Source organism: Jonesia denitrificans DSM 20603, from assembly GCF_000024065.1.
GTDB classification, from domain to species: Bacteria; Actinomycetota; Actinomycetes; order Actinomycetales; family Cellulomonadaceae; genus Jonesia; species Jonesia denitrificans.
On sequence record NC_013174.1, the window covers coordinates 2,269,378 to 2,282,471 of the forward strand.

The 13,094-nt window shown below is 58.0% G+C and carries 15 protein-coding genes; 3 read left to right on the forward strand and 12 right to left on the reverse strand.

Translation table 11 applies throughout. From position 1 onward, the window contains the following. Positions 1 to 38: 38 nt before the first annotated feature. The gene (locus tag JDEN_RS10445; protein WP_015772343.1) at positions 39 to 524 is read right to left on the reverse strand and encodes a CarD family transcriptional regulator; all 486 of its coding nucleotides are present in this window, start codon (positions 522 to 524) and stop codon (positions 39 to 41) included. 230 nt (positions 525 to 754) lie between these two features. Between JDEN_RS10445 and JDEN_RS10450 the strand changes: the two genes are divergently transcribed. Beyond that, positions 755 to 1,240 carry a hypothetical protein gene (locus JDEN_RS10450; RefSeq protein WP_015772344.1) on the forward strand — a complete coding sequence of 162 codons (486 nt, stop codon included), beginning with the start codon at positions 755 to 757 and terminating at the stop codon, positions 1,238 to 1,240. Positions 1,241 to 1,329: 89 nt separating this feature from the next. Here JDEN_RS10450 and pstB read toward each other — a convergent pair whose 3' ends face one another. From pstB to JDEN_RS10480, 6 genes are all read right to left on the reverse strand, one after another. Next, complete coding sequence (gene pstB / locus JDEN_RS10455; protein WP_015772345.1) at positions 1,330 to 2,109, reverse strand: phosphate ABC transporter ATP-binding protein PstB; 780 nt, start codon at positions 2,107 to 2,109, stop codon at positions 1,330 to 1,332. A 29-nt stretch (positions 2,110 to 2,138) separates the two neighbouring features. Continuing rightward, positions 2,139 to 3,212, reverse strand: a complete 1,074-nt coding sequence (gene pstA, locus JDEN_RS10460; RefSeq protein WP_015772346.1) for a phosphate ABC transporter permease PstA — start codon at positions 3,210 to 3,212, stop codon at positions 2,139 to 2,141. Next, on the reverse strand, positions 3,212 to 4,273 hold the full coding sequence (gene pstC / locus JDEN_RS10465; RefSeq protein WP_015772347.1) for a phosphate ABC transporter permease subunit PstC: 1,062 nt from the start codon (positions 4,271 to 4,273) through the stop codon (positions 3,212 to 3,214). The genes pstA and pstC overlap by 1 nt, the downstream gene beginning before the upstream one ends. A 106-nt stretch (positions 4,274 to 4,379) precedes the next feature. Beyond that, positions 4,380 to 5,525 carry a phosphate ABC transporter substrate-binding protein PstS gene (gene pstS / locus JDEN_RS10470; protein WP_015772348.1) on the reverse strand — a complete coding sequence of 382 codons (1,146 nt, stop codon included), beginning with the start codon at positions 5,523 to 5,525 and terminating at the stop codon, positions 4,380 to 4,382. 171 nt (positions 5,526 to 5,696) lie between these two features. Further along, complete coding sequence (locus tag JDEN_RS10475; RefSeq protein ID WP_015772349.1) at positions 5,697 to 6,410, reverse strand: response regulator transcription factor; 714 nt, start codon at positions 6,408 to 6,410, stop codon at positions 5,697 to 5,699. Next, positions 6,407 to 7,588: a sensor histidine kinase gene (locus JDEN_RS10480; RefSeq protein ID WP_015772350.1), complete on the reverse strand. Its 1,182-nt coding sequence runs from the start codon at positions 7,586 to 7,588 to the stop codon at positions 6,407 to 6,409. The genes JDEN_RS10475 and JDEN_RS10480 overlap by 4 nt, the downstream gene beginning before the upstream one ends. Before the next feature lie 212 nt (positions 7,589 to 7,800). On the opposite strand from JDEN_RS10480, the gene phoU reads away from it, so the two are divergent. Next, positions 7,801 to 8,469, forward strand: a complete 669-nt coding sequence (gene phoU, locus JDEN_RS10485) for a phosphate signaling complex protein PhoU (protein WP_015772351.1) — start codon at positions 7,801 to 7,803, stop codon at positions 8,467 to 8,469. 130 nt (positions 8,470 to 8,599) lie between these two features. On the opposite strand, the gene JDEN_RS10490 is transcribed toward phoU, so the two are convergent. Together JDEN_RS10490 and mshA are read right to left on the reverse strand one after the other, a co-directional pair. Then, complete coding sequence (locus JDEN_RS10490) at positions 8,600 to 9,346, reverse strand: phosphoglyceromutase (RefSeq protein ID WP_015772352.1); 747 nt, start codon at positions 9,344 to 9,346, stop codon at positions 8,600 to 8,602. Between the two features lie 64 nt (positions 9,347 to 9,410). Beyond that, positions 9,411 to 10,685 carry a D-inositol-3-phosphate glycosyltransferase gene (mshA, locus tag JDEN_RS10495; RefSeq protein WP_015772353.1) on the reverse strand — a complete coding sequence of 425 codons (1,275 nt, stop codon included), beginning with the start codon at positions 10,683 to 10,685 and terminating at the stop codon, positions 9,411 to 9,413. A 119-nt stretch (positions 10,686 to 10,804) separates the two neighbouring features. Between mshA and JDEN_RS10500 the strand changes: the two genes are divergently transcribed. Beyond that, on the forward strand, positions 10,805 to 11,110 hold the full coding sequence (locus JDEN_RS10500) for a (2Fe-2S)-binding protein (RefSeq protein ID WP_041287911.1): 306 nt from the start codon (positions 10,805 to 10,807) through the stop codon (positions 11,108 to 11,110). A gap of 67 nt (positions 11,111 to 11,177) precedes the next feature. Here JDEN_RS10500 and JDEN_RS10505 read toward each other — a convergent pair whose 3' ends face one another. From JDEN_RS10505 to JDEN_RS10515, 3 genes are all read right to left on the reverse strand, one after another. Next, positions 11,178 to 12,311: a lactonase family protein gene (locus tag JDEN_RS10505; RefSeq protein WP_041287912.1), complete on the reverse strand. Its 1,134-nt coding sequence runs from the start codon at positions 12,309 to 12,311 to the stop codon at positions 11,178 to 11,180. A 179-nt stretch (positions 12,312 to 12,490) separates the two neighbouring features. Beyond that, complete coding sequence (locus tag JDEN_RS10510; RefSeq protein WP_015772355.1) at positions 12,491 to 12,820, reverse strand: histone-like nucleoid-structuring protein Lsr2; 330 nt, start codon at positions 12,818 to 12,820, stop codon at positions 12,491 to 12,493. An 81-nt stretch (positions 12,821 to 12,901) separates the two neighbouring features. Continuing rightward, positions 12,902 to 13,081, reverse strand: coding sequence for a hypothetical protein (locus tag JDEN_RS10515; RefSeq protein WP_015772356.1), 180 nt, complete (start codon positions 13,079 to 13,081; stop codon positions 12,902 to 12,904). Between the last annotated feature and the right edge of the window lie 13 nt (positions 13,082 to 13,094).

Sequence of the window (13,094 nt, forward strand, 5' to 3'; positions counted from 1 at the left end):
AGGCGGCTGTTGGTCATGTAGGAATGGGGATGGTCGCATCAGGAGGACGCAAGAACCTCATCCAAAATAGCTTCAGCTTTGTCCTCTTCAGTGCGCTCTGCGAGCGCCAGTTCAGACACGAGGATTTGGCGAGCACGGGAAAGCATGCGCTTCTCTCCTGCTGACAGTCCGCGGTCTGTGTCGCGCCGGGAAAGGTCACGAACAACCTCAGCGACTTTAATGACGTCACCGGAGGCGATCTTTTCGACGTTCGCTTTGTAACGGCGTGACCAGTTCGTTGGCTCTTCGGTGTAGGGTGCTCGAAGAACCTCGAACACTTCGTCGAGCCCTTCTTTGCCAACAACATCGCGAACCCCGACGAGGTCGATGTTTTCCGCTGGCACCTCGATCACGAGGTCACCCTGGGCAACTCTTAGTTTTAAGTAGGTTTTGTCCTCGCCTCGAATGGTGCGAGTTTTGATCTCCTCGATCAGTGCAGCTCCGTGGTGCGGGTAGACAACTGTCTCCCCTACTGTGAACGACATCAGCGGTAGTCCCCTTTCGCGGATGTCCATCTTATCACGGGCACTTGAACCCGAGTAGGCGAATCTTGCACTGTGTTTTGACCCACGTCAAGTGACCAGGCGGTTTCGGGTGTGACAAGTGGTTGAGGTCATAGACGCTTTCCGACCTGCGAGCGGTGAGAATCGGTAGACTATGGCGTGATCTGCCCGCGATCACCGTGTGATCCTCATGCCATTTTCTGGAGCTCCCCATGGTCAGAACGTCCTCCCCCATCCGCGTCGGTGTCACAGGTGCCCTGGCTGCTGCCCTTGTGTTCGGGGCGTCCGCGTGCGCGTCCACCCAAACCCAGCACTACTACGGGGCGTCAGATGGCACCCGTATCACCTTGGATTCAGGAACCATCGAGGTGGTCAACCTGATGGTTGTCGTCGACGACGACAACACAGGCTACCTTCTTGGCGCTGTGCACAATGACTCGCGGGGTGCAGAAACCGCGACTCTCACCGCTGCTGACAGTGGTTTATCGCTCCAAGTTGACCTCGGGCCTGGGGCAACCACCAACTTCACCACAGATACCGAGCCCCCCACATTACCCACTGTCGCGGTCCCAGCGGGCGGCAACCTCATCGTCACGGTGAGCGATGCGCAAGGCGTATCTGCCGATGTTGCAGTACCTGTCGTTGATGGGTCTCTGCCCGAATATGCCGACTTCCTCGCAACCGTCAGCGACGCCTAGTCACCGCCGGCGCAGAGGCACGGAACAAACGATGCGGGCTGCATCTGGGAGATCCAGGTGCAGCCCGCATCGGCTATTGGCACACGAGGTTACCCGAACCGGCCTGAGATGTAGTCCTCAGTTGCTTGTTCCTTGGGGGAAGAGAACATGACAGCCGTGTCGTCCATTTCAATGAGTTTGCCGGGTTTCCCGGTTCCCGCGATGTTGAAGAACGCGGTGCGGTCAGACACACGCGCAGCCTGCTGCATGTTGTGGGTCACGATGACAATGGTGTAGTCCGACTTGAGCTCGTGCATGAGGTCTTCGATCGCGAGGGTCGAGATCGGGTCCAGTGCAGAGCATGGCTCATCCATCAGGAGCACATCAGGCTTCACCGCAATCGCACGGGCGATGCACAAGCGTTGCTGCTGTCCACCAGACAGCGACGATCCTGGCCGGTCGAGTCGATCCTTGACTTCGTTCCACAGGTTCGCGCCTCGAAGTGAGGATTCCACGATTTCTTCAGCCGCTGATTTTGACAACCGTTTGGAGTTAAGTTTCACTCCCGCAAGAACGTTGTCAGCAATGGACATTGTGGGAAACGGGTTGGGGCGTTGAAACACCATCCCAATGTGACGGCGAACCGCGACTGGGTCCACTTGTGCCCCGTAGAGGTCTTCACCGTCAAGCAGTGCTCGCCCTTCGACGCGTGCACCAGGGATTACCTCGTGCATGCGGTTCAAGGTGCGCAGGAAGGTTGACTTCCCACAGCCGGACGGTCCGATCAGCGCCGTAATGGACTTCGGTTCGATGTTCATGGTGACGCCTTCAACGGCGAGGAAATCCCCGTAATAGACGTTGAGGTCTTCAACATCGATTCGTTTAGACATAGTGTGTGGCAACCTTTCCACGCCGGCGGTCAGCGTGCAGTTTTCGGGGCGTAGTACTTCGCGATGAGTCGGGCAATAATGTTGAGCAGCATCACGATGACGATGAGTGTGAGCGCGGCCCCCCACGCACGGTCCACACCGATACCACCTTGCTGATACTGACGGTAAGCAAAGACTGGGAGGGTCGCTATTCGGCCGTCAAATAAGTCCCAGTTGACGTCTGCTGCCAGCCCGATGGTCAGGAGCAGAGGTGCGGTTTCCCCGATCACGCGCGCGATTGCCAACATGACACCGGTGACGATTCCACCGATTGCGGTCCGGAGAACCACTTTGAAGATGGTGCGCGCTTTGGACACACCGAGCGCATATGAGGCTTCACGCAGTTCGTTAGGCACCAAGCGGAGCATCTCTTCAACGGATCGAATCACCACGGGGGTCATGAGGACTGCGAGTGCGGTTGCCCCCATGATGCCTGCACGGTAGGCGGGCCCAAACAGGAGTGTGAACAGCGAGAACGCGAAAAGACCTGCGACGATCGACGGGATTCCGGTCATGACATCCACGAAAAACGTGACGCCTCGGGCAAGCGCCCCACGCCCGTACTCGACCAGATAAATGGCAGTGAGAATTCCGATGGGGACGGAGATGACGGTGGCGGCGAGGGTGACCAAAATGGTGCCCCAGATTGCGTGGAAGATACCGCCTGCTGTCATCTCTCCGTACACACCGACCATGTTGGTGTTGAGAAACGTGAAGGTAACAACGCGTGCACCATTGTCGATGACGGTCCACAGCAGAGACACCAAGGGGATGAGCGCTAGCCCAAAAGCAACGGTGACCACTGTGGTCGCTGTACGGTCAGCAGCGTATCGCGATCCTTCCACACGCAGTGACCACACGGTGATCGCGACCGCGTAGATGACCACGCTGAGCGCGACCAATGCCGTGGCGGACAGCGCTCCAGAAAGGGCAAGGATAGCGCCGGAAAGGATCGCAGCGAATCCGAGGGTGGCGTAGGGCGCCCACCGCGGGAGCCGGGGTCGTGAGGTGAGAACACCAGGTTGGGTGGCCAGGGTGGGTTCAAGGGGTGTTGAGGTAGCCATCAGTTAGCTCCTGAGAAGTCTTTGCGGCGGGAGACAATCCAGCGGGCAAACATGTTGACCACCAGGGTGATGACGAAGAGCGCAAGTCCGGTTGCAATGAGAACTGACACGGACAGGCCGGAGGCTTCGGGGAACTTCGACGCAATGTTCGCGGCGATTGTTTGGTGCTGTCCTGGTTGCAGCAAGAAGAAGGAGTAGAGGAACCCAGGAGACAGGATCATGAGCACCGCCATGGTTTCACCCAGTGCGCGTCCGAGCCCGAGCATCGCTGCGGAGATCACCCCGGAGCGGCCAAAGGGGAACACGGCCATCTGGACGACTTCCCACCGTGTTGCACCAAGCGCAAGGGCTGCTTCTTCATGAAGGCGGGGGGTTTGGAGGAACACTTCGCGTGCTACTGCAGTGATGATGGGCAGGATCATCACGGCGAGGACAATCGATGCGGTCAGAATGTTCTTCGCGGGGGGCTGATAATCAGCGAACAGGGGGATAAATCCGAGCGCTGACGTGAACCAGCGGAAGGCCGGGTCGACAATTGGCGCGAGCCATAGCGCCCCCCATAATCCGTAGACAACGGAGGGGATGGCGGCAAGCAGGTCAATGACGTACCCGAGGGGCCCGGATAGCTTACGTGGAGCATAATGCGAGATGAAGAGTGCGATTCCCACGGCGAGCGGGACAGCAAGAAGAAGCGCGATGAGTGAGGCTAGGAGGGTCCCAAAAATCAGTGGCCCGACGTACCCGATGACAGAGTCCGCGTAGAACCAGGAGATCTTCTGGAGCTCTTCAGTGTCTGCGGTCAGAGCTGGCATCGCTTCGCTCACGAGGAATGCTGCAACCGCCGCGAGGATGATGAGGATAAACAGGCCCATCCCGGTGGACAGGAACTCAAACCAGCGTGCACTCAGTGCCGATGCGACAGCGCCGCGCCGCTTCACGGTGAGTTGCCCGGTCCCGCGTGAGGATGGGGTCTGTGGTGGTGAGCCGTGGGTGGCTGTGCTGTTGTGATCGTTCGTCACGGTAGATGTGGCCTCACGCGTGGTTCGGTTTGGTGTGGGCATCGTGCGGTTTTCTCACTCACTGGTTGGGTGAATCAGGTCAGTGGTGAACACTGGTGCGGGCCGGTGTGTTGAGACACCGGCCCGCTGTCAGTGCGCACGTGTCGTCTTATTTGACAACGCTAATGGAGTCGATCGCGGACTGCACTTCTGAACGCAGGTTTGCGGAGATTGGTGCGGATCCTGCGACGTCTGGTTGCGCAGCAACGGCTTGTCCTTCTTCTGACGCCACGTAGGTGAGGAACGCCTTGACGTTGGTGGCGTCTGCTTCGGTTTCGTAGACCGAGCACGCCACAGAGTAGGAGATGAGGACGAGCGGGTAGGCTCCAGCTGCCGTGGTGTTGCGGTCGAGTTCGACAACAATGTTGCTGGCTGTTGCATCCTCGGCACGTGGTGAGGCATCTACAACGGCGGCTGCTGCTTCCGCGGAGAAAGGAACGTATTCTTCGCCGACCTTGAGGGCTACTGTTCCCAGCCCTTCGGCGCGTGAGGCGTCAGCGTAAGTGATGGCACCTTCAGTTTGGTTCACGGTGTCGATGACACCTGAGGTTCCGTTTCCGGACTGGGTTCCAGAGCGTGGCCAGTCACCGGAGGGGTCGTGCGGCCAGGCATCGCCTGCGGCAGCGTGCAGGTATTCGGTGAAGTTTTCTGTGGTTCCCGACTCATCGGACCGGTTCACGGGAATGATGTCAAGGTCAGGAAGGTCGATACCGTCGTTTTCGGCGGCGATCGCGTCATCGTTCCACTTGGTGATGTCACCGTTGAAGATCTTCGCGATTGTTTCAGCAGACATGTTGAGGTGGTCTGCGTCCACGGAGGGAAGGTTGTAGGCCACCGCGATGGGGCTGATGTAGAGGGGAAGCTGGATAGCTTCTCCGCCGTAGCAGCGCTCGACTGCGGCTTCTTTTTCTTCGGGCTTGAGTGCTGCGTCAGTACCTGCGAACTGGACACCGCCGCCAAGGAACTGTTCCCGGCCTCCGCCGGAGCCGACTGCCTCGTATGTCACGGTGAGGTCGGGAAGTGTGCTGGTTGCTGTCGCAATCCAGCCGTTCATGGCCTTCTCCTGGGAGGAGGCACCTGCGCCGGCGAGGGTTCCCGATGCGCTTGCTGGGGCCTCGCTGGCGCCGTCACCTGATGCGGGGGTTTCCTCGGACTGTACTGCGTCAGCACCGCAGGCACTGAGGGCGAGTGCGAGGACACCGGCGAATGCGCCGGCAGCCAGGTGGCGGGAGTTGAGGTTCTTCACTGTTGTCACCAATCTGGGAAGTGTTGGTCTCAGTTATCGGAAGCGGCAGGCTTCTGCCACCACTGATGACGGTAAGAGTCTCAAGTGACGTCAACCTAGTGCGTTCATGAACCGAAAGTGAACTCTCGCCCTTGGATGACTTGGTCAGGTGTCTTCCAAGTGAACGACATAACGGCCATTTCAGCTCACATCGGCAAATTTATAGCCAAGTCCCCGGACGGTAAGGATGAGTTGCGGGCTACCCGGGTCTTCTTCGATCTTGGCTCTGATCCGTTTAATGTGCACGTCGAGGGTTTTGGTGTCACCCACGTAGTCGCTCCCCCAGACGCGGTCAATGAGTTGCCCTCGAGTGAGGACGCGACCAGCGTTACGGAGCAGGTATTCCAGGAGATCAAACTCCTTCAATGGAAACGCCACGCTGTCCCCCCGAACAGTGACAACGTGCCGTTCGACATCCATCGCTACAGGGCCAGCGTGAAGAACTTGATCGTCGTCGTCATCACGGAAGTCAGTGGATTCGGATGCGCTTGCACTGGTGTGGCGTCGAAGCACCGCTCGCATCCGTGCCAGTAATTCACGGAACGAGTAGGGCTTTGTCACGTAGTCGTCTGCACCAAGTTCCAACCCCACAACCTTGTCAATCTCGCCGTCCTTTGCCGTCAACATAATGACAGGGACATCACCGCGTGACCGTAGCTCCCGGCACACCTCCGTTCCGGACAAACCCGGCAACATCAGGTCAAGAAGGACAAGGTCAGGTTGTTCATCGTCGTAGGCACTCAGGGCTTCAGTTCCTGTTGCTACCGCCACAACGTCGTACCCTTCCCGGGTCAGTTGGTAAGTCAACGGCTCACGGTATGACTCTTCATCTTCGACAACAAGGATGCGGGTCACTGTGGAGTCTCCTTCAGGTCAATGGTCGGCGGGTCTGCTGGCTTGACTGGGATTGTCCCTTCAGCCACGGCAGGGATACGGAGAGTAAAAGTTGAGCCTTGTCCGGGTCGTGACCACAAGGACACGTCGCCACCATGATCTGCGGCAACATGCTTGACGATCGACAACCCCAGTCCGGTCCCGCCAGTGGCTCGTGAACGGGCGGGGTCCACTCGATAAAAACGTTCAAAAATGCGCTGCTGGTGATCCGGAGAAATCCCGATGCCTTGATCCACAACGGATATTTCCACCAAGTCTTCCCGGCGCTTCACCCCCACACCCACAGTGGTGTGCTCAGGCGAGTAAGCGACCGCGTTATCCACCAAGTTACGGACCGCGGTGACAAGAAGGTTGTGATCCCCATACACGTACACACCGGTGTTCGTGGCAACATTGATCTCAATGTGTCGCCCTGAGGCAACAACCTTCGCCCGGTCTGTGGCTTCTGTCAGCACCGCATCGATAGGAATAACCCGAAGCGGTTGCGCAGAGGACTGCAACTGCAAACGGGACAGTTCAATAATTTCTTGGACGAGCGCCCCCAGGCGCTCAGACTCTTGCTGCATACGCCCCGCAAAATGGCGCACGGCGTCCGGGTCATCAGCAGCATCTTGAAGGGTTTCCGCTAACAGACCAATGGCCCCCACCGGAGTTTTTAGTTCATGAGAGACGTTGACGGTGAAGTCGCGGCGAATCATTTCCACTCGACGAGCTTCTGTGCGGTCTTCAGCAAGGATGACAATATGTTCGCCGTCAAGATGAGCCACCCGCACTTGAAGCATCACACGTCCGCGCCCAACCGGGCCGCGCGGCAGTTCCAATTCCTCATCCAAAATGAGGCCAGTTTTCCGAGCCTCATCGATCATGTCCTGAATTGCAGCATGAGCGATCCGCTCACCCCGGACGATCCCCAACGCATAGGCAGGCGCCGATGCACGCACCACTGCGTCATCATGGCGCACCACAATGGCGGCTGACCGTAAAATCGCTAACACCCGAATCACGCCGTCATCAAGATCCCGATGACGGCGCTGGGGTAAACGCCGTTGTTGGCGTTCACTGTATTGAAATGCGAGTGTTGCAAAGACCCCGGTCATCAAACCGACCGCACCGGCGACTATCAACGCGAAACCTTCCACGCCCCAAGCCTACGATGGGATACGCAACAACGAGACCTCACACCCCCAATGCGTCACAATGAAATGGCGTGTTCTCAAGAAACATGCGACTGAGCGTGCCCAAGAGTTCATGGACATGACACCAGGCGTTCACGTGAAGGCCGCGCCCCCCACACCCGGTGTTGGCAGTCTATGACACAGTCAGGTGACTATTGTCAGGATCAAGGAGAGATATGCGCAAGATTTTCAAGGCCGAGCTTCAAGCGCTTGGTGACGACCTCACGCAGATGGCTGAACTCGTCAACAAAGCGATCACTGGGGCAAGCCACGCTTTGCTCAATGGAGACCTCGACACAGCACAGCAAGTAATCGTTGATGACCAACAGATCGATGATCTGGAACGCTCGTTGGATGAGCGGTGCGTGCTTCTCCTCGCTCAGCAGCAACCTGTTGCCACTGACCTTCGGTTAGTTGTCACTGCACTGCGAATGAGCGCCACACTGGAGCGGATGGGTGATCTGGCTCGGCACATCGCTCAAGTCGCTCGACGCGCCTACCCGACAACTGCTGTCCCTGCCCAGTGCACCCCCATTTTTGAGGGGATGGCCGGTGCCGCTCAGCGTGTCGCCACCCGGATCCACGGACTCCTCGACTCCCACGATTTGGACATGGCGCAAACCATCGAGGAAGACGACGAGATCCTCGACAACTTCCACACCGATGTGTTCTCCACTCTTCTGGGGGGCGAGTGGGAAGGCACACCGCAGCAAACTATCGATGTGACCCTTCTTTCCCGCTACTTCGAACGGTTTGGTGACCATGGAGTGTCCGTCGCACGACGCATGACGTTTGTTGTCACTGGTGACTTCCACCGTGCTGCCACAAACGACGCTGTGTCGTAACCCAGAAGCCTCACCGCTGAGGAGGCAAGGCACCACATCAAGCGCCAACGAAGTGGGGGCCAGTCACACCATGTGTGACTGGCCCCGACTACTTATCCTGCGGTGTGTCAGGTACTGCTGACTCGCGAGGTTACTTCTTGCCCTGAGCAGCAACTGCCGCTGCAGCTTCTGCTGCAGCTTCTGGGTCGAGGTAACGGCCGCCCTTGGTCACGGGAACAAAGTTCTCGTCCAGTTCGTATACCAACGGCATGCCCGTAGGAATGTTGAGCCCAGCAATGTCTTCATCAGAGATGCCATCAAGCAGTTTGACAAGCGCACGCAGAGAGTTTCCGTGTGCTGCCACAAGAACAGTCTTGCCGTCCTTGAGGTCCGCTTTGATGTCGTTTTCCCAGTAAGGGATTTCGCGTTCCAGAACGTCTTTGAGGCACTCGGTGCGCACGTCGCTTGCACCGTCAGTTGCGTACCGTGGGTCCGCATCTTGCGAGAACTCTGAGCCAGCGTCGATGGCAGGTGGCGGCGTGTCGTAGGAACGACGCCACAACATGAACTGCTCTTCACCGTACTCGGCAAGAGTTTGTGCCTTGTCCTTTCCTTGCAACGCACCGTAGTGGCGTTCATTGAGGCGCCAGTTCCGTTTCACTGGGATCCAGTGGCGGCCTGCAGCCTCCAAGGCAAGGTTCGCGGTGGTGATCGCGCGAAGCAACAATGAGGTGTGCACAACGTCGGGGAGGAGATCTGCTTCTTTCAGCATCTCGCCGCCGCGACGCGCTTCCTCGCGGCCCTTGTCGGAAAGCTGGACATCAACCCAGCCAGTGAAGAGGTTCTTCGCGTTCCATTCGCTCTCGCCGTGACGGAGTAGTACGAGGGTGTATGTCATATAACCTATCCTGCCGTATCTCGTTGATGGTCGTGGGGGCCTTTCGTCCGCTGGACACAGAATGTCATCCAGTGTTCACCGAGGCAGCGACCCGCGTTCGTTCGTACACTGCGAGCATATCGGTTGCCGTATGATCCCAGGTGAACTGTTGTGCATGCCGACGCGCACCAGCGCGAAGCGACTCACGTAATTGCGTGTCGCCCAATGCCACCTGGAGCACCCCTGCCCACGTTTGCGGGCGATGATCGGGCACGAGGAGGCCTGACTTTTTGTGGGCAACCGCGGTGGTGAGCCCGCCCACATCGGCGGCAATCACCGGAGTCCCACACGCCTGTGCCTCAATGGCGACAAGCCCAAAACTTTCATTGCGAGACGGCATCGCCACATAGTCAGCCACCCGCATCCACTGCGCCAACGTCGGGCGGTCGGCAGGAGGAACAAAACGCACGTGTTGCGCAACCCCCCGCTGAAAGACTCGAGCCCGCAGTTCTCCTAGCGCAGCAGGACGACCTGAGGGGCCCCCAATGATGACGAGGGTCGGCATGGGGCGGTCAGGCTGTTGAGAACGAAGAAGCGCCAACGCGTCGACCAACACATCAGGACCCTTGAGCGGCTGGATACGTCCCGCGAACACGATGACATCGCCCTCGGGGGCAAGCCCCAACGCGACTCTCTCCGCCTGCCGCTGGTGGTCATCGATAGGCGGAGTGAACGCAGCAAGGTCCACTCCGGGCGCGACCACGTGAACTTTTTCAGGATCAGCTGCATACAACGTGTGTAACTCGTGTGCCTCTTTGTCCGTATTAGCGACAAGCGCCGCTGACTGCTCCACCACCTGTTCCTCACCGATGATGCGTGCACGAGGTTCGGGGGCGTCCCCCGGGGCGAGTTGCGCGTTCTTGACCCGCGCCATCGTGTGCATTGTGTGCACAAGTGGAACGTTCCACCTGTCTGCAGCCAACCATCCTGCCTGCCCCGACAACCAATAGTGGGAATGAACGATGTCATACCACCCAGGTTGTCGGGCAGCTTCTGTGCGAAGCACCCCTTGCGTGAAATAGCATAACTGACCCGGTAAGTCGTTCTTATCAAGCCCTTCATACGGTCCGGCAGTCACATGACGAACCAGAACACCGTCATCCACTTCCACAACGTCAGGCTGATTCGCTGTAGTCCGACGGGTGAAAATCTCCACCTCTGTGCCCTGAGCCGCCATAGCACGTGCAAGCTCAACAACATACACATTCATGCCACCAGCATCGCCGGTCCCTGGCTGGGCCAGCGGCGACGTGTGCACACAGAGCATCGCGACGCGGTGCGCCGGGTGAGAGACAGTCATGAGCCACCTTTATCTTGTGCCGCCCCTATTTTCCCACGGCAACGTAGCGTAACAAATTGCGGACAAATCGGGGCCGTAGGTCCCATAGTCCTGCGCACAGAACACGACATGATGAGGTCATGGAGAATACTGCCGACCCATTTGCAGCAATCCGCGATCTCATCGGTGGGGACAACGACACCCCAGCGGAGATCATTCCCGCGAGCCCGGAAGACTGCGCCACTTTCACCGATGACGCCATGGTCTGCACCTGTAACAACGTCAACGCAGGCGAGATCCGTTCCCTCATTCGGTCCGGCGAGTGCAACTCCTTCGACGACATCCAAGTCCGAACCCGCGCTGGCGGTGGTTGTGGTGCGTGCATCCCATTCGTAGCTGGCATTGTTCAAGTCGAACTCACCGCAAAGCCTCACAGCATTAGTTAACAACCGAACCTCTCAACAACATGGGAGGGGCCATCACTGATGGCCCCTCCCATGTTCATGCCGTGCGTCAGTCCACCACGACAACACACGCAGGGGCAGGAATCGGTGCGCTCTGCCGTTGCGTCACTACCCCGTCGGTGGCCACATGAAGGACTTCAATCTCGTGGGATCCCTGCTGAGCAATCAGAAGGAAATCGCCACCGTCGTCCGCCGCGACCACAGCAAAATGGCGAGGCCAATGACCTGCCAGCCGGTACGTCCCTCGCAGACACGGAATGACGTCTGCATTCTCACCATCCGCCTCGTCCATGGCTTCACCGAGCTCAGGCAGATCCCAGAACAACAGCATGTCTCGACCGCGCACAGTCGTGTAAATTCTGCGTCCTGATGTGCTCATCGCAATATGTGAGGGAAGAGACTCGCTCTCCTCTTCGCGCCCTGTGTCCCAATCACCGCATGGGAAGCGGCCAAGAATTGTCCCTGACCCGTCACTCAAATGTGGGCGAACCACAGTGATATGGCGGTCAAGTTCACCGACAATATACGCCAATCCACGGTCGTCCCACGCCACATGGCGTGGCCCAGTACCCGCTGGCAAGTCCACCGCAATTCCCCGAGCTGCAAACCCGCGGGTTCCATCCGGTTTGACGATTCCCTCATACAAGAACACTGCGTCGCTCCCGAGATCAACCGCCCACATGTATTGGGTAGCAGGAACAGAAGTCACGTAGTGTGCATGGGGGCCTTCCTGACGATCAGGACGGGGGCCACTACCCGAATGCTGAAAAAGAGCAACCGGCGTCTCCTTCGTCAGGTGCTCACCAACCGGGAACGTTGCCACCGATCCGGTTCCATAGTTCGCCACCAACACCCCGTCACCGTCAACAACAACGTGACACGGTTGTGACCCCATTGTGTCGACAACACCCCGCTGCTCGACGCCGCCCTCACGCAGAGCAAAACCGTGCACCTGCCCAGTGGGAACCTCAGACACCGCGTACACCATGCGTGTATTAGACACCACAGTCGTGGCCAAGAACGACGGCGCAGCAACCTGAGCGACCTGGCGGAGATCGCTGATAGTACCTGTCACTCGATCAAACCGAGCAGACCACATCCCCTCGCCTGATCCTGGTTCTGCATCCTTCGGATAGGTTCCCAGAACAACATCGACACTGCGCGCCGCTGTGGCTTGTTCCATCACATCCCCATTTCCTTACGCTTCGAGGCCCCACCACACGCTCTATCGGCACAACACTCTATGGGTTCACCCGTGTGCAACCTATAGTTCCGAAGAAACATCACATCAAAGAACGCTTCCTGCATAGCAAAAGTGGAGTGCAGTCCCCATGAGGACCGCACTCCACTGTGCACTGCACCTTACTTGTTCGCGGCGTCGTAAGCCTCGCGGATTTCAGAGGAAATACGACCACGCATGTTGACGTCGAACCCATTGGCACGCGCCCACTCACGAATAACATTTGCTGACGGGCCCGACTGCGAGCGGGCAGCGGAGCGGCGACCACGAGAAACACGCTGAGCTTTGCGTGCAACCTGGAGGTAACGATCAAAAGCACCACGCAACTCTTGTGCGTGCTCGTTACTCAAGTCAATCTCGTAATCCGTACCATCGAGCGAAAAAGCGACAGTCTCGTCTGCCTGACCGCCATCGAGGTCATCAACAAGAATGACCTGAACCTTCTGAGCCATGTGCGCTCCCAATTATCTCGGCGTGAAATACCTTCAGTTCGATATTACCCGAGACAACTCATGCGTCAAATGAATCCGCTATCAATCAGAATTTTTTGATGGGGAATTCTCCTCATGATGCTCAGCAGCACGATCTAATTCTGCTAACTGGGCACGCTCATTTCGGTCAGCACGAACAACAGCACGCATCGCAAAGAAAAAGAGGATTCCCACACCAATTGAGGGAATGAGAGCTCCCACCCCAACAAGAAAACCGTTCATGACTTGACCCTTC